The organism is Actinopolymorpha alba DSM 45243, from assembly GCF_000373925.1.
In the GTDB taxonomy this organism is placed as follows: Bacteria; Actinomycetota; Actinomycetes; order Propionibacteriales; family Actinopolymorphaceae; genus Actinopolymorpha; species Actinopolymorpha alba.
Genome location: NZ_KB892742.1, coordinates 64978 through 80601, shown reverse-complemented (window position 1 = coordinate 80601; position 15624 = coordinate 64978). Strand labels below are relative to the sequence as shown.

Annotated in this window: 17 protein-coding genes and 1 tRNA gene; 7 read left to right on the top strand and 11 right to left on the bottom strand. The window is 69.9% G+C overall.

All coding sequences use genetic code 11. From position 1 onward, the window contains the following. Positions 1 to 101: 101 nt before the first annotated feature. From B141_RS0109345 to B141_RS0109335, 3 genes are all read left to right on the top strand, one after another. Complete coding sequence (locus B141_RS0109345) at positions 102 to 317, top strand: type II toxin-antitoxin system VapB family antitoxin (protein WP_020574895.1); 216 nt, start codon at positions 102 to 104, stop codon at positions 315 to 317. Continuing rightward, positions 314 to 736, top strand: a complete 423-nt coding sequence (locus B141_RS0109340; RefSeq protein WP_020574894.1) for a PIN domain nuclease — start codon at positions 314 to 316, stop codon at positions 734 to 736. Before B141_RS0109345 ends, B141_RS0109340 begins: the two co-directional genes overlap by 4 nt. Before the next feature lie 97 nt (positions 737 to 833). Continuing rightward, a complete protein-coding gene (locus tag B141_RS0109335; protein ID WP_157180898.1) occupies positions 834 to 2180 on the top strand; it encodes a PrsW family intramembrane metalloprotease in 1347 nt (448 codons plus the stop codon). 3 nt (positions 2181 to 2183) lie between these two features. On the opposite strand, the gene ptsP is transcribed toward B141_RS0109335, so the two are convergent. From ptsP to dhaK, 3 genes are all read right to left on the bottom strand, one after another. Next, complete coding sequence (ptsP, locus tag B141_RS39775) at positions 2184 to 4547, bottom strand: phosphoenolpyruvate--protein phosphotransferase (protein ID WP_020574892.1); 2364 nt, start codon at positions 4545 to 4547, stop codon at positions 2184 to 2186. Further along, positions 4544 to 5197 (bottom strand): dihydroxyacetone kinase subunit DhaL, encoded by a 654-nt coding sequence (dhaL, locus tag B141_RS0109325; RefSeq protein WP_020574891.1) that lies wholly within the window; start codon positions 5195 to 5197, stop codon positions 4544 to 4546. Before dhaL ends, ptsP begins: the two co-directional genes overlap by 4 nt. A 253-nt stretch (positions 5198 to 5450) precedes the next feature. Then, positions 5451 to 6452 carry a dihydroxyacetone kinase subunit DhaK gene (gene dhaK, locus B141_RS0109320; protein WP_020574890.1) on the bottom strand — a complete coding sequence of 334 codons (1002 nt, stop codon included), beginning with the start codon at positions 6450 to 6452 and terminating at the stop codon, positions 5451 to 5453. 113 nt (positions 6453 to 6565) lie between these two features. Between dhaK and B141_RS0109315 the strand changes: the two genes are divergently transcribed. Then, the gene (locus tag B141_RS0109315; RefSeq protein ID WP_020574889.1) at positions 6566 to 6862 is read left to right on the top strand and encodes a type II toxin-antitoxin system VapB family antitoxin; all 297 of its coding nucleotides are present in this window, start codon (positions 6566 to 6568) and stop codon (positions 6860 to 6862) included. 28 nt (positions 6863 to 6890) lie between these two features. Continuing rightward, positions 6891 to 7457 carry a LytR C-terminal domain-containing protein gene (locus B141_RS39770; protein WP_020574888.1) on the top strand — a complete coding sequence of 189 codons (567 nt, stop codon included), beginning with the start codon at positions 6891 to 6893 and terminating at the stop codon, positions 7455 to 7457. A 47-nt stretch (positions 7458 to 7504) separates the two neighbouring features. Here B141_RS39770 and B141_RS0109305 read toward each other — a convergent pair whose 3' ends face one another. The 6 genes from B141_RS0109305 to B141_RS0109280 form a co-directional block, all read right to left on the bottom strand. Next, the gene (locus B141_RS0109305) at positions 7505 to 8998 is read right to left on the bottom strand and encodes a potassium/proton antiporter (protein ID WP_020574887.1); all 1494 of its coding nucleotides are present in this window, start codon (positions 8996 to 8998) and stop codon (positions 7505 to 7507) included. Positions 8999 to 9082: 84 nt separating this feature from the next. Next, positions 9083 to 9167, bottom strand: a tRNA-Ser gene (locus tag B141_RS0109300). 101 nt (positions 9168 to 9268) lie between these two features. Next, positions 9269 to 9709: a tRNA adenosine(34) deaminase TadA gene (tadA, locus tag B141_RS0109295; protein ID WP_020574886.1), complete on the bottom strand. Its 441-nt coding sequence runs from the start codon at positions 9707 to 9709 to the stop codon at positions 9269 to 9271. A 56-nt stretch (positions 9710 to 9765) separates the two neighbouring features. Continuing rightward, positions 9766 to 10275, bottom strand: a complete 510-nt coding sequence (locus B141_RS0109290) for a tRNA adenosine deaminase-associated protein (protein WP_040420810.1) — start codon at positions 10273 to 10275, stop codon at positions 9766 to 9768. A gap of 104 nt (positions 10276 to 10379) precedes the next feature. Further along, on the bottom strand, positions 10380 to 10871 hold the full coding sequence (locus B141_RS0109285) for a tRNA adenosine deaminase-associated protein (RefSeq protein WP_020574884.1): 492 nt from the start codon (positions 10869 to 10871) through the stop codon (positions 10380 to 10382). Between the two features lie 180 nt (positions 10872 to 11051). Then, positions 11052 to 11261 carry a hypothetical protein gene (locus tag B141_RS0109280; RefSeq protein ID WP_202805712.1) on the bottom strand — a complete coding sequence of 70 codons (210 nt, stop codon included), beginning with the start codon at positions 11259 to 11261 and terminating at the stop codon, positions 11052 to 11054. A gap of 287 nt (positions 11262 to 11548) precedes the next feature. On the opposite strand from B141_RS0109280, the gene upp reads away from it, so the two are divergent. Continuing rightward, on the top strand, positions 11549 to 12190 hold the full coding sequence (gene upp / locus B141_RS0109275; RefSeq protein WP_020574882.1) for a uracil phosphoribosyltransferase: 642 nt from the start codon (positions 11549 to 11551) through the stop codon (positions 12188 to 12190). 131 nt (positions 12191 to 12321) lie between these two features. Beyond that, positions 12322 to 13875: a glycosyltransferase family 2 protein gene (locus B141_RS39765; protein ID WP_169512916.1), complete on the top strand. Its 1554-nt coding sequence runs from the start codon at positions 12322 to 12324 to the stop codon at positions 13873 to 13875. 52 nt (positions 13876 to 13927) lie between these two features. Here the strand turns inward: B141_RS39765 and B141_RS0109265 are convergent, their stop codons facing one another. Together B141_RS0109265 and B141_RS0109260 are read right to left on the bottom strand one after the other, a co-directional pair. Continuing rightward, entirely contained in the window at positions 13928 to 15316 is a 1389-nt protein-coding gene (locus tag B141_RS0109265) for an NAD(P)(+) transhydrogenase (Re/Si-specific) subunit beta (RefSeq protein WP_020574880.1), read from the bottom strand. Next, positions 15309 to 15623, bottom strand: a complete 315-nt coding sequence (locus B141_RS0109260; protein ID WP_020574879.1) for an NAD(P) transhydrogenase subunit alpha part 2 — start codon at positions 15621 to 15623, stop codon at positions 15309 to 15311. The genes B141_RS0109265 and B141_RS0109260 overlap by 8 nt, the downstream gene beginning before the upstream one ends. Position 15624: the final 1 nt, after the last annotated feature.

Genomic DNA, 15624 nt, shown 5'->3' with positions numbered 1-15624 from the left:
GCCAGATATTGGTTCGTTGCACGCGGCCTTGCGCTCCCCATCCTCGAAGACATCTTGCGATGTATATTCGTCACGTCGCTTGATATCGCAGGAGGCATACGGTGACTCGAACGGTAATCGACCTGGACGACGACCTCGTCGCCGATGTCGCCAAAGCACTGGGGACCACCACAAAGAAGGAGACGGTCAACACCGCTCTCCGCGAAGTCCTAGCGGGTCGGCGGCGCGCTTTGGCGCTCACTCGGCTGCGAACAGCGGCCGCTGAAGGCGCCTTCGACCTGGAAATCTTCGAAGACAAGAGAAACTACCGTCGGTGAATGCGGCCCAGTTCCTGATCGACACAAGTGCGCTCGCGCGATTCATGCGTCGTGATGCTGAGCAGTTCGGCTGGGACCAGGCCGCAGCGGCCGGGCTGATCGCGACATGTCCGATCACAGAGCTTGAGTTCTTCTACAGCGCCCGCTCCGCAGCGGATCGTGCGCAAGGTATCGAGGACCTGCAACTGCTGTTCGGATGGATACCTGTTGATGACAGGGCCTACACCCGCGCCTGGCATGTGCAGGAAGTCCTCACCAAGCGCGGGCAGCATCGGAGCGCTGGCGTCGTGGACTTGGTAGTTGCGGCGACGGCCGAACTCCAGGGCCTGACACTGCTGCACCGTGACCGTGACTTCGAGTGCATCGCGGCCGTCACTGGACAGTCTCTACAGTGGTACGGACCAGAGGTCGGCAAGTGAAGCCAGCAGCTATGCCGGGCGTCGTGCTTCGCGGATCTTCGCGACGGCTCCAGGTCCGGATCGGCCCTGTCAGCGGGACCTCCTAGGCTGTCTCCGCATGAGTGCGTTTCCGCCGCCGCCCGCCCCCGGCGGCCCATCCGGGCCACCGCACGGTCAGCCGGGCCAGCCGAGCTGGACTGGCCAGCCGGGCTGGGCGGGACAACCCGGCCCAGCGGGACAGCCCGGCCCAGCGGGACAGCCGGCGGCGTACCCCCCAGGCGCCGTCCCGCCAGCGCCGCACCAGCCGTGGGCCGCCCGCCACCGCCGCCGCGTACTCGTCCCCGTCGGCGTCCTCGTACTCATGGCCGCCCTGATCCTCCCGCTGTTCGGGCTCACCGTGCTCGGCGCCGGGCCGGCCCCCGCCGTGCTCGCGACGTTCTTCGCGTTCGTCCCGGTTGTGCCGGTCGTCGCGGTCTTCCTGTGGATCGATCGTTGGGAACCCGAGCCCGGCCGGCTTCTGCTCATGGCGTTCCTGTGGGGCGCCGGGGTCGCGACACTGGCCGCAGCGGTCGGCAGTCTGGTGCTCAACCATGCCTGGACCGCGGTGGTCGGCACCCACGTCGGCGACCTGCTCGGCACGGTGGTGACAGCGCCCTTCGTCGAGGAGGCGTTCAAGGGAGCGTTCCTTCTGGTGCTGCTCGCGATCCGGCGACGGGAGCTTGACGGGATCGTCGACGGCATCGTCTACGCGGGAATCGTCGGCATCGGCTTCGCCTTCACCGAGAACATCCTTTATCTGGGCACCGCGATCTCCGAGGGTGGCCTGCACGGCGGCATCGTGCTCTTCGGCCTGCGCTGCGTGCTCTCGCCGTTCGCCCATCCGCTCTTCACCTCGATGACCGGGCTGGCGGTCGGCGCGATGGTCCGCAGCAAGAGCCCGGCGAGGTTCCTCCTTCCCGTGGCCGGCTACCTGGGGGCGGTTTTCCTGCACGGGCTCTGGAACGGCTCGGCCGCCCTGCTCGGCGGCACCGGCTTCTTCATCGTCTACCTGCTGGTGATGGTGCCGCTCTTCGTCGCCATGGCGCTGGTCGTCGTCTGGCAGCGGCGGCGCGAGCAGCGGATCGTGGCCACGCAGCTGCCGTCGTTCGTCGCGTACGGCCTCATCGCGCCCGAGGAGGTACGCCTGCTGGCGAGCCTGCCCGGCCGGCGCGGCTGGCGGAGCGCGGTCAAACGGCAGTGGGGACCGGACGCCGCGAAGGCACTCTCGGCCTACCACGCCGCGGTCACCGAACTCGCGTTCCTCAACGACCGGCTGGCCCGTGGCGCATCTTCACCGGACACCGGCCAGTGGCACACCGAACTGGTGGACACCGTGCGGTTCACCCGGGCGCAGACGATGCGGCACCCGCAGGCACTCCAGACGGCGGGCTCGGCGGCCGGACCTCCCCCGCCCTACAACGGCTAGCGGCTAGCGGGACGCCTGACGCAAGGCTGCCTTGACAGCCGGGATGGAGGCGGGGGTCATCGACAGCTCGGCGGCGCCCAGCTCCACCAGGCGTACGGCGGCTGACGGGTCGCCCGCGATCTCGCCGCACACCGCGACCTCGCATCCCGCCTCCCTGGCTGCCCGCATGAGCAGCTCGAACACCCGCCACAGAGCCGGATGGTCGGGCTGGTAGAGATGCGCCACGCTGTCGTTGGTGCGTTCGGCGGCCATGACGTACTGCGCCAGGTCGTTGCTCCCAACGCTCACGAAGTCGACGGCGGCACAGATCTCGTCGGCAGCCAGCGCGGCCGCGGGTACCTCGACCATGACCCCGATCCGGTCCGGCCGGGCGTACGGCACGCTCTCCCGCTCCAGCTCAGCCGCGGCGGCCTCCACCGCCGTCCGGAACTCCCGCGCCTCGGCGGCCACCGTCACCATCGGCGCCATCACCCAGACTTCGCCGGGCCGCCCGTGCGCCGCGCGCAGGATCGCCCGGAGTTGGGTACGCAACACCTCCGGGTGAGCCAACGCGTACCGCAGCCCGCGTTCACCGAGCGGACCGTTCCGCCACGGATCGAGCCGTAACCCAGGCAGGAGCTTGTCGCCACCCACGTCCAGTGTCCTGATCGTCACCGGCCGCTCTCCGAGAACGTCCAGGATCGCGCTCAACTCGGCGACCTGCTCCTCCTCGCCCGGCAGCTTCGGCCGGTCGACGTACAGCAACTCGGTCCGCAGCAAACCCACGCCGTCGGCGCCTACCGACACGGCGCGGCGGGCCTCCGCCAGGCTTCCGACGTTCGCGGCGATCAGCACCTGCCGACTGTCGGTGATGATCACGGTGTCCGCGGCGGCCGCCCGGGCGCGCTCGCGTTCGGCGGCGAGCTGCTGGGCATGCCGCTTCGCCGCGAACCGCACCGAGCCGGGCGGATCGATCTGGAGTACGCCCGCATCCGCGTCCAGGATCACGTGGGTCCCCTCGTCGACGTCGAGAACGGACCGGCCAAGGCGCACCACCAGCGGGAGTTCCAGCCCACGAGCGATGATGGCCGCGTGCGCGGTCCGGCCACCACGGGCGAGCGCGACCCCGCGTACGCCCGCTTCGAACAACGCCGTCACGTCGGACGGCAACAGCTCTTCCGCGACGACCACCGCGTCCGGTAGGTCCTCTGGTCGCACCGCGGCCCGGACGTCCACGCCGAGAGCTCCGAGGACCGCCCGGCCGACATCCTCGACGTCGATGCCGCGTTCTGCGACGTAACCCTCCCCACCGGCCAGCAGCTCCCGCGCCTCCTGGACGCTCTGCCACCAGGCGGCCTCCGCCGCGGAGCCGGCATCGATCCGCGCCTCCGCCCTCCGCCGCAGGTCCGGGTCGTCCAGCATCGCTTGATGCGCACCGGCGATCGCAGCACCCGGCCCTCCGACCGCGGCCTGTGCCCCGAGTTCCCTGCTGACCTGACCGAGCGCGGTGTCCAGACGCCTCCGCTCGACCGCTGGTTCGACACCCGAGCGGTCCGGGAGCGCTGGCTCGGTCCGCCGCAGCCGGCGTACCCTCCCGACGGCGATGCCTGGGGCTGCCGCGAACCCACGGAGTACGCCGGGTTCAGAGGTCGTGCTGGCCAGCTCCGCGGGCGGAACCCACGCTTCTTCCGGCGGCTGATCGAGTTCGTCGAAGCCCTTCTGGACGAGCTCGAGTACGGCGTCGATCGCTGGCCGAGCCTCCGGGCCGGTCGCCGTGATCTCGACCTCGCCGTGGACCCGGATCCCCTGCGCGACGACCCCCAGGACGCTCTCCGCGCTGACGCCCGGGTGGCCGGGCCGGCCGACCATGACCCGCGCGTCGAAGCCGTTGACCAGCTGCGCGAGCCGCGCGGCGGGGCGGGCGTGCAGGCCAGCCGGGTTAAGCAGGACGGCGGTCACCGTGACCCGGCCCCCGCCAGATGGCTCAGCGGGTACAGGTGCCGGCACCGACGCGAGGGCACCTTCCGCGGCGGCGACGACGGCGGTCAGATCGGCACCGCCGGCAGCGGTGGTCGCGGCGGCCAGTGCCCCCTCGACCAACGGGGCGTCGGCGATCCTGATCCGCTGCGCCTGCTCGGGATCGAGCGTCTCCAGCACGAGCTCGGCCGTCATCTGGGCGCTGCCGAGGTCGTACAACACCGCGACGCCGGCACCGTCGTCGATGGCCAGGACCCCCGCCAGCACCTTCTCGAAGCTGGTCCCGATCTCGCCGTCGTCGGCGCCTCCGGCGGCGACGATCGCGACGTCCGGCGCCATCTGGGCCGCGAGGGCGCGTACACCGTCCGCGAGTTCCGCGACGTGCGAGACGAGGACAAGTCCGACGGTCATGGCTGGTCAGGCGCCGCCTTGCCGGTCGCGAGGTCGGCCATCGCCCGGAACAGCAGCGCGGTCGACGTCGCGCCGGGGTCCTGGTGCCCCGCGCTGCGTTCACCGAGGTAGCTGGCCCGGCCCTTGCGTGCGACGAGGGGGATGGTGGCGCGCATGCCGTTCTCCGCCGCCTCCGCGGCCGCGACGAGGCTCTGGGTCACCCCGCCACCGTTGGCGAGCGCGGCTTCGGCCGCATCGGCCGCCGGACCCCAGGCGTCGACCATCGTCTTGTCGCCGGGCTCGGCCTTGCCGCGGGCAACCACGCCTTCCAGCCCGGCCCGGATCGCCGCCGCGACGTCGGCGACCGCCAGCTCCGGCTTGTCCTTGACCGCGGTGCTGGCGCGCAGGAACGCCGTGCCGTACAACGGGCCAGCCGCGCCGCCCACCTTGGAGATCAGCGCGGTGGCGACGGTACGCAGAACCTCCGACGGTGTGCGGGCCGCACCGTCGGCGAGGTTCGCGGTCGCGGCCTTCATCCCGCGGTTGAGGTTCTCGCCATGGTCGGCGTCACCGATCGCCGCGTCGAGGTCGATGAGGTAGGTGCGGTTGGCGGCCACCACCTCGGCGTACCTCTCCACCATCGCGACCAGGTCCTGTGTCGTCACCGGCATGCGCCCATCCTGCCCCCGCGCGGCTGGATGCGCCCAGGTGGCTGGCGTTGTTCGCGTTGCTGTGGCTGCGACCGCTGGGCGTTGTTACGGTCCGGCGAGAGCGACGTCCCACGGACCACGTTCGGTAGAGCCGGCGGCAATGACCACGTATACGTGGTCATTGCATGCCTCACATGGTGTCCATGCCACGCGAGGCAGGTAGTGACCACGTATACGTGATCATTTGGGTGGCCGCCGTAGCCGAAGGGATGGCTCAGGCCCGCCAGCGCAGCGCGGGGGTGTGGACGGGCGCGTCCCACAGCTCGATCAGCTCGTCGTCGACCCGGAGAAGGGTGATCGACATGCCCTGCATCTCCAGGGAGGTGATGAAGTTGCCGACCAGCCGGCGCTCGACGGTGATGCCGCGCTGGGTGAGGACCTTCTCGGCGTGGGCATACGCGAGGTAGAGCTCGATCAGCGGCGTACCACCCATGCCGTTGACGAACAGCAGCGTCCGGTCGCCCGCGTCGAACGGCAGGTCCTCGACGACAGGCGCCAGCAGGCGCTCGACGATCGCGTTCGCGGGTTCGAGCGGGAGGCGTTCCCGGCCAGGCTCGCCGTGGATGCCGATGCCGATCTCCATCTCGTTCTCGCCCAGCTCGAACGTCGGCCGGCCAGCGTGCGGCACGGTGCAGGGGTTGAGTGCCATGCCCATGCTGCGGACGTTGGCGTTGACCCGCTCGCACAGGGCCTTGACCTCGGCGAGTCCGTCACCGCGTTCGGCGGCGGCACCGACGATCTTCTCGGCGAGGACCGTCCCGCCCACCCCGCGACGGCCGGCGGTGTAGAGGCTGTCCCTCACCGCCACGTCGTCGTCGATGATCACCGACTCCACCTCGATACCGTCGGCCATCGCCAGCTCGGCGGCGGTCTCGAAGTTGAGGACGTCGCCGGTGTAGTTCTTCACGATGTAGAGAACGCCGGCACCGCCGTCGACGGCCTTCGTGGCCTCGTAGACGGGGTCCGGCGTCGGCGACGTGAACACCGCACCCGGGCAGGCCGCGTCCAGCATCCCCATTCCCACGAACCCCCCGTGCAGGGGCTCGTGACCGCTGCCCCCACCGGACACGATGCCGACCTTGCCGGGGCGCGGCGCGTCCTTGCGAACGATGTAGTGCGGGTCGACGTGAACGTTGATCAGGTCGGCGTGCGCGGCGGCCATGCCGGCGAGCGCCTCCTCGACGACATTCGCCGGATCATTGATGATCTTCTTCACGTCCCCACCCTCCACCGGCCCTTTACCCCGGCACAAGATCAGGCCATCCGATTCAGGCCTGCTCTCCGCTTACGGCCGACCACAGTACGCAGTCCCGACTACACTGCCGAAGCGTGATCTTCAAGCGAGTCGGTGACGGACGCCCGTATCCCGACCACGGAACGACCCAGCGTGAGTGGGCCAAGCTGCCCCCGCGCCCCATCCGGCTCGACCAATTGGTCACCACCAAACGCAACCTCGACCTCGACACGTTGCTTGCTGAGGACTCCACGTATTACGGCGATTTGTTTGCCCACGTGGTCGAATATCAAGACGAGTTGTATCTCGAGGACGGCCTGCATCGAGCGCTCCGTGCGGCCCTGCACCAGCGCATGGTGCTGCACGCACGGGTGCTCCGTCTCAAGGGCTGACAGAAGGACGCGCGGGGAAGGGGTACCCATGGCGACATGGGATGAGGACACTGGGGAGCGGTACCTCCGCCGGCGGCGACGACGCATCCGCGGTCCGCTCACCCTCCTCGTCCTGGTCGGCATCGTCTCGGGCGCGGCGTGGTACGGCTGGGACTCCGTGCTCAACGTCGCGCCCGCACCTGGGCCGACCCAGGTCTGCTCGACGCCGGGCCCGAACGCCAAGCAGCGAATCACCGCCCAGACAGTCGCCATCAACGTCTACAACGCCGGCCGGGTCGCCGGCCTCGCCGACCGCACCGCGGCCGAGCTGCGCCAGCGCGGGTTCACCGTCCGCAAGGTCGGCAACGCACCCAAGGGCGCCAAGGTCGCCGTCGTCGAGATCCGCGGCCGGGCCAAGAACGCTCCCGAGGTCATCCTGCTCGCCCGGCAGTTCAGCGGCGAGAAGATCGAGGCCGACGGCCGCAGCGACGTGAGCGTGGACCTGATCATCGGCGCCGACTTCCACGGCCTGGTCGACAAGGCACCCTCGGCGATGGACGTCGACACGCCGGTTCCCATCTGCGTGACCGCCACACCGACGCCGGTCCGCGGCTGAGCGGTCGGGCCTGTCCGCGGCGGCGCGCCGCCGCGGACAGGCCCGCCTCACGACCGCCGTTCGAGCCAGCTGGCCAGCCGCCCGAACCTGCTGACCGCCCGCAACCGGCGTTCGGTGGCGTCCCGGATCCGGCGCGGCGCGACCACCAGCAGGTCGTCGTCGACCCGAAGGACGGTGGTGCTTCCCGGCACGAGGCTGCGGCCGTCCCTGACCACCAGCGCGACCGAGGCTCCCGGCGGCAACCTCAGCTCCCCCACCTCAACCCCCGCGAGCCTTGAGGTCGGCAGGATCCTGATCTCGAGCAGGTCCGCCTCGAGCCGCCCCAGCGGTGCCGTCTCGATCTCCAGGTCGCGGACCTCATCGCCGCCTCCCACCCTGAGTAGCTTCGCCACCCACGGCAGCGTTGGCCCCTGGACCAGGGTGAAAACGGACACGAGGACGAAGACGATGTTGAAGAGCTGGCCGGCACCGCGCAGGCCGGCCGCCAGCGGGACGGTGGCGAGCACGATCGGCACCGCACCACGCAGCCCCGCCCAGGCAAGGAACAGTTGCTCCAGCACCGGCATCCGGAACGGCAGCATCGACACGAACACCGAGACCGGCCGGGCGAAGAAGGTCAGCGCGACCCCCGCCACGAGGCCGGCCAGGATGTCGTACGGCCCGAGCGGGGCCGGCCAGGCCAGCAACCCGAGCATCACGAACAGCCCGATCTGTGCGAGCCAGGCCAGCCCTTCGATGAACGACCGGACTGTCGGTCGGTGCGGGAGTTCGGCGTTGCCGAGCAGGAGCGACGCGACGTAGACGGCGGCGAACCCACTCGCGTGCGCGGTGGCCGAGGCGGCGTACGCCAGCACCGCGAACGCCACGATCGCGAGCGGGTAGAGGCCGGACGCCGGCAGCGCGACCCGGCGGAGCAGCCACGCGCCTCCCCAGCCGATCACGAAGCCCAGGACGGTGCCCAGTACGAGCTGGAACACGATCATTCCGGCGATCACCGCGGCGCTCTCCTTACCGAACGCCGACGAGCTGAGCACGGTGACCAGCAGCACCGTGGGTGCGTCGTTCAGACCGGACTCCGCCTCGAGCAGACCGGACAGGCGGCGCGGCAGGGGTACCTTGCGCAGGACGGAGAACACCGCGGCCGCGTCGGTGGGTGAGGTGACGGCACCGAGCAGGAACGCCAGCCGCCAGTCAAAGCCCAGCACCGCGTGCACGATCACCGCGACGACGGTGATGCTCACCAGGACGCCTACGGTCGCGAGGACCAGGCCGGGCAGCACCGACCCGCGTACCTCCGACCATCGGGTGGTGAGACCGCCTTCGGCGAGGATGATGACCAGCGCGGCGAACCCCAACCCGTGGGCGAGTTCGGCGTTCTCGAAGCGAACGCCGAGGCCGTTCTCACCGAGGGCGATGCCCATCGCGAGGTAGATCAACAGGCTGGGCAGGCCGAAGCGGACGGACGCGCGGACCGCGAGGACGGCGAGCAGCAGCACTATCGCTCCGAAAAGCAGGAACTGATCGAGCTGCGCGATCGTCACGCTTAGATCCCTACCACGCCGGGCGATCATCAAAAGCAGGGCCCGGGCACGACAGGTAGTCGTGCCCGGGCCCTACGTGTGACGCGGTGGCGGAGGGATTTGAACCCTCGGAGGGTTGCCCCTCACACGCTTTCGAGGCGTGCTCCTTAGGCCGCTCGGACACGCCACCGCCGGGTAGGTTACCGGAGCCGTGCCGGCGGCCCACACCCGCTATGCCCAAAGATCCGGCGTACGCCCGCGCCAGCGCCCCGGTCAGCGGTCGCCCGAAGGTCAGCCGGATCGGCGCTGCGCGGCGAAGAACTCGCGCAGCAACGCCCCGCACTCCTCCGCGAGCACACCGCCCACCACCTCAGGACGGTGGTTGAGCCGCCGGTCGCGTACGACGTCCCAGAGCGAGCCGACGGCGCCAGCCTTGTCGTCGTACGCACCGAAGACCACCCGCGCGACCCGGGCGAGGACGAGCGCGCCCGCGCACATGGTGCAGGGTTCGAGCGTCACGACCAGCGTGCAGCCGTCCAGCCGCCACGTCCCGCGAGCCGCGGCCGCCGCACGGATCGCGAGGACCTCCGCGTGGGCGGTCGGGTCCGCGGTGGCCTCCCGGGCGTTGCGGCCCCGGCTGAGGACCTCGCCGTCGGCGTCGAGGAGGACGCAGCCGACGGGTACGTCGCTGGTGCGGGTGGCGAGGGTGGCCTCGTCGAGGGCGTCCCGCATCGGCCCTTCCCACCGGCCGGCGGACTCCGACCCGCCCGGGGCCCCGCCGGCGGCGTTCAGCGGACCGCCTCGAGGGCGTCGACGCACCCGAGCCGCTCGGCGATCGCGGTCACGGCGTCGGCCGGGGACGTACCGATCGCCGCCGCCAGCCGGTTGAGCTCGTCCGCCGACACACCGAGGTCGTCGAGAACACCCGGCTCGCCGAGTGGCTCCGCGGGCAGGACCGGCGGTGCCGCCTCGTCCTCGTCCTCTTCGCCCACCTGGGCGTACTCCTCGGCGAGCTCGCTGAGCAGCGCCGTACCGATCACCGACCGCACCGTCTCAGCGGCGTCCGAGACGTACACCCTGGGCTCGTCGTCCGGCTCGACACGGATTACGCCGAACCAGTCCTCCTCCTCCACCAGAACGATCACGAGCCCGCCATCGGACTCGACCTGGGAGGCCGCGCCGGCCACCTCCTCGACGGTCTCGACGTCATCGAGATCGATCTCGCTTCCCAGCCAGTCGCCACCACTGCGGGCGAACGCCGCCGCGAAGTAGGACACCGCACACCATTCCTTCGACATCAGTGGGTTGGGAGGTCACGCGCGGGGACGCCGCGGGACCTCGTCTTGCTCGTCGGGTCACCCCAGCCCTGTGCCCACGATCGCAGCGGTGTACCCGATCGGAGTCAGTTGAACGCCGCCTCGACCGCATGCTGGAACGCGGCGCCACAACCGAGCCGCTGAGCGATCTTGGTGAGCATCTCGTCGGGGTACAGCTCGAGGTCATCGCAGAGGGCACCCATGTCCATCGCGGCCATTCCGAGGTCGGCGACGATCGTCAGGTCACCAGCCGGCTGCGCACGGTCCTCATCCTCTTCGTCGGGCACAGGAAGAGCGAGCTCATCGAGGACCTCGCGAGCGAGCGGCCATTCGGTCGCGGCCGTCACGTCGGACAGAAGGTACCGGACGTCGATGCCTTCGACGCGGACGAGTACGAAGAAGTCGTCGTCCACGGAGACGAACCCGATGGCTCCCCGGTCGCCGGGCTGTCTGCGCAGGGTCTGGATCAACGTGTCGAGATCGCGCGCGGCAGTGCTCGCGAGCGACTCGACTCGCCAGCAACCCTCTTCGAGGTAGGCGACGACGGCGAAGTCGACCGCGCTGCTCTCCTCGGCCATGGAGGAATGGTGACAGACAAGACCCGCTCAGCACCGCATTTTTGACCGCCTTTCCTCGGCCTGACCTGGCCGTTCCGGCTTGGAATGATCACGTATACGTGGTCATTGCATGCCTTGCACGGTGCCGATGCCACGTGAGGCGGGTACTCGCCACGTATACGTGGTCATTCCGGGCGGGCGCTAGCACGCTCGGTAGGTGGACCGGCGGACGGCGTCGCGGATGCGGGCGAGGCGGGTGCGCCGGGGCTGCACGCGGGCCCGCAGTTCCTTCGCCTCGGCGAGATCGCGGAGGAAGTCCCGCCGCCGCCGGAGGCGTTCGGCCTGGGACTCGACCGGCTCGGGCACCGGCGGGTCAGCGGCCCGCGACGACAGCGCAGACGCGTCGGTCACACGTGACGACGGCGCGCCCGACGACGGCGCCGGTGAGGGTTGGGTCCGCTTACTGTGGTGCCGCCGCTTCGCCATGAGCTCGACTCCTGCCGGGACGAATCCTGGTAGTTTCCAGACCAATCCCCCGTATACCTCCTAAGGTGGCGCTCCTCGCACTTCATGATCAACCCCACGGCGGACCACTTTCGGTCGCTCTGTGACACTTGAACGTCACACGCGGGTGGGAAGATGCCGGCGCGGTGCCAGACCCGCAGCTCCCGTCCCGCTCACTCACTAAGGTCTCGCCCATGCGGATTCACGTGGCCGACCATCCACTGGTGGCACACAAGCTCACGGCACTGCGCAACGCCGACACCGACTCCCCGACGTTCCGCCGGCTGACCGACGAACTCGTCACCCTGCTTGCCTACGAAGCGACCCGGGACGTGCGCGTCGAGACCGTCACGGTGCGCACCCCTGTCGCCACCACGCAGGGCGTGAAGCTGGCCACGCCCAAGCCGCTGGTCGTCCCGATCCTGCGTGCCGGCCTCGGCATGCTCGAGGGCATGGTGCGGCTGCTGCCGACCGCGGAGGTCGGATTCCTCGGCATGATCCGCGACGAGCACACGCTGAAGGCGTCGACGTACGCCCAACGGATCCCCGAGGACCTGTCCGGGCGGCAGTGCTTCGTCCTCGACCCCATGCTCGCCACCGGCGGCACCCTGGCCGACGCCATCCACTTCCTCGTGGAGCGCGGCGCCGACCACATCACCGCCGTCTGCCTCCTCGCGGCGCCCGAAGGGCTCGCCCACCTGGAGACCCACCTCAACGCCATCGACATACCCGTCACCATCGTCACCGCCGGCCTGGACGAGCACCTGAACGACCAGGGGTTCATCGTTCCGGGGCTCGGCGACGCGGGAGACCGCCTGTACGGCGTCGTCGACTGACCGGTCGTACACCCCCTCGGAGGGGTTGACCCCTCGGCGTCCCCACCACGAAACTCCAGCAACCTCGTCATCAGAGGTTTGTCGAGGCGACAACCTGCCGATGCTGGAGCCATGGGGGCACGCCTGTGGGTGTGAAAGTCAGCGTCATCATTCCGGTGTACAACCCCGGACCATGCCTGGACAGTTGCCTGGAATCGCTGCTCGGGCAGTCGATGTCGCCGGGCGAGTACGAAGTGCTCTTCGTCGACGACGGGTCAGACGACGGGACGCCCGTGCGGCTCGACCGCCTCGCCGAGCAGCACTCCCACATTCGGGTGATCCACGCGGCCCGCACGGGCGGGCCGGGACGGCCCCGCAACATCGGCGTCGAGGTCTCCAACGGCGAGTACGTCTACTTCCTCGACCCCGACGACTGGCTCGCGCCGTTGGCCCTGGAACGCATGTACGCGATGGCGATCCGCAACAGCGCCGACATCGTGATCGGCAAGCTTGTGGGCCACGGCGGCCGGGGCGTACCCAAGAGTCTCTTCCGGGAGTCCCGCGAGCCGGCGGACCTCCTGAAGGACAACCTGTTCAGTTTCCTGACGCCGCACAAGCTGTTTCGTACCGCGTTTCTCCTGCGACACCAGCTGAGGTTCGCCGAAGGGCCGGTCTGGCTGGAGGACCACAGGCTCGTGGTCGAGGCGTACTTCCGCGCCAAGGTCATCTGTGTGCTGGCGGACGAGGTGTGCTGCCACTGGGTGAAGCGGGAGAGCCGCGCGCACTATTCGGCCCGGAAGTTCGACGCCCGCGACTACTACCGATCCCTGCGGGCCGTCCTCGACATCGTCGACGCGCACACCGAACCCGGCGAGGAGCGGGACCAGATCTACGCCCACTGGTACCACGGCAAGATGATCCGCCTGCTCGGTGGCCGGTCGTTCCTTGGCGTGCCCGTGCGCCGCAGCAGGTACCAGATGTACCGCGAGGTACGCCGGCTGGCCCGGGAACGGTTCGCGCCGGCCGTCGACCGTTGGCTCCCGCTGTCGATGCGGGTCCGCGCGCAGCTCCTACGGTCTGGTGCGTACGCCGACATCACCCGGCTGGCCCGCGCCGAACAGCGAATCACCGTGGTCCCCACGCTGGAACGCGTCGACTGGGACGAGGACGCGCTCGTCGTCCGGGTGAGCGCCCGGCTCTGCTATGCCGACGGTCGGCCGGTGGCCTTCCGGCGGGTAGGGGCGCGCCTGCGTTGGGAGCCCCCCGTCCAGCTGCGGACGAAGCTGCCGCGCGAAACGCTCGACGCGACGGAGCTGATCGCCGACAGCCGGCTGGATCTCTACGTCCAGAACCGCGACGACGCGGGCGACTACCGCCTCCCGACCAACTCGCACCTGGTGCCGGAGACGGTGGGCGACACCGAACGCATCGTCCTGCAGTCCACCGCCAGGCTGGACGCCCGGACCGCCAAGCTCGGCCGGCCGCTCGAAGCTGGTACGTGGGACTGCTTCGTGCGGCTCGAGAGCTGCGGCTGGGGCGTGCAACGCCGGCTCGGGCGCCCGAGCCTGTACGAAACGGCGGCGCCGTGTGCCAGCCGCACCCTCGGGACAGCCGGCGAGCTCCTGGTGGAGCCGTACTGGACGAACGCCGGCAACCTCAGCATCCGGGTCAAAAGATCCGCACCCACCGAGGCCAGACGGCTTTGAGCGCGGGGTCAGACGGCTTTGAGCGCGGGGTCAGACGGCTTTGAGCGCGGGGTCAGACGGCTTTGAGCGCGGCCACCAGCTTCGTCAAGGACTCCTTGGCATCACCGAAGAGCAGCGTCGTCTTGGGGTTGTAGAGAAGGTCGTTCTCGATGCCCGCGAAGCCCGGCCGCATCGACCGCTTCAGGAACACGACCGCCTTGGCCTGATCGACGTCGAGGATCGGCATGCCCGCGATCGGTGATCCGAACGGCTTGCGGGCCGCCGGGTTGACCACGTCGTTGGCACCCACGACCAGGGCGACGTCGGTAGCCGGGAACTCCGGATTGACCGCGTCCATTTCCGCCAGCTGCTCATAAGGCACGTTGGCCTCGGCGAGCAGGACGTTCATGTGGCCCGGCATCCGCCCGGCGACCGGATGGATGGCGTACACGACCTCGATGCCGCGCGCGGCGAGCGCGTCCGCCAACTCCTTCAGCGCGTGCTGAGCCTGCGCGACGGCCAGGCCGTATCCGGGTACGACGACCACCCGGCGGGCGTACCCCAGCAGGACCGCGATGTCGTCAGGTCCCGCCGACTTCACCGGACGGGTGCTCTCGACGGTCCGGCCCTGCGTGGACGTGCCGAGCAGCGCGCCGAACAGGATCGTGGTGACCCGGCGCCCCATCGCCTGCGCCATCAGCCGGGTCAGGAGCGAGCCGGCCGCACCGACCAGGGTGCCCGCCACCAGCAGGAGCGTGTTGCCGAGGAGGTAACCGCTGGCCGCCACCGACAGTCCGGTGAAGGCGTTCAGAAGCGAGATGACGATGGGGACGTCGGCGCCGCCGACCGGCAGCACGAGCAGGACGCCGACCCCGAGCGCGAGGACGGCGAGGATGACCCCGACGATCGTCGAGCCGGTGAGGATCAACACGACCGCGGCCGCCAGCGTGACGACCAGAGCGCCGCCGTAGACGTAGCGAACCTGGGGTACGACGATCGGCCGGCCGGGTAGGAGCGCCTGCAGCTTGCCGAACGTCACGGCCGATCCAGAGAAGCTCACCGCACCGACAAGCACGGTGAACGCCGTCGCGATCCGCGCCGCCGTACCCGTGCTACCGAGTTCGCCCACCTCGATCAGCGCGACCAGGGCCGCGGCGGCACCGCCGACGCCGTTGAAGATCGCGACCAGCTGCGGCATCGCGGTCATGACCACCCGCCGGGCGGCGACCACGCCGGCAACGGCACCCAGCGCGATCGCGCCGAGGATCGCCCAGAGATGCTGCGGACGCGCGGCGACGAAGGTCAACAGGACCGCGAGCGTCGCGCCGGCCGCGCCGATCAGGTTGCCCACCCGCGCTGTCCGGGGAGACGACAACGCCTTGAGCGCAAGGATGAAACAGACCGCCGCGACGAGGTATCCCAGCTGGATCCAGGCCGGCGTCGTCGCCGCGGCCTCACCCATGACGGTCCGCCTTCTCAGGACGCTCGGGCGTCCGGCTGCGGAACATCTCGAGCATCCGATCGGTCACCACAAAACCGCCCACCATGTTGAGGGTCGCGAGGAAAACGGCGATCAGGCCCACCCAGAGTTCGAGTGAGGTGCGGGCCTGGCCGGCGACCAGCACGGCTCCCACCAGGATGACGCCGTGGATCGCGTTGGCGCCGGACATCAACGGCGTATGGAGGATCGTCGACACCTTGGAGATGACTTCGTACCCCGTGAAGGCACTGAGGACGAAGATTGTCAGCAGGGCGATGCCCTGAATCACG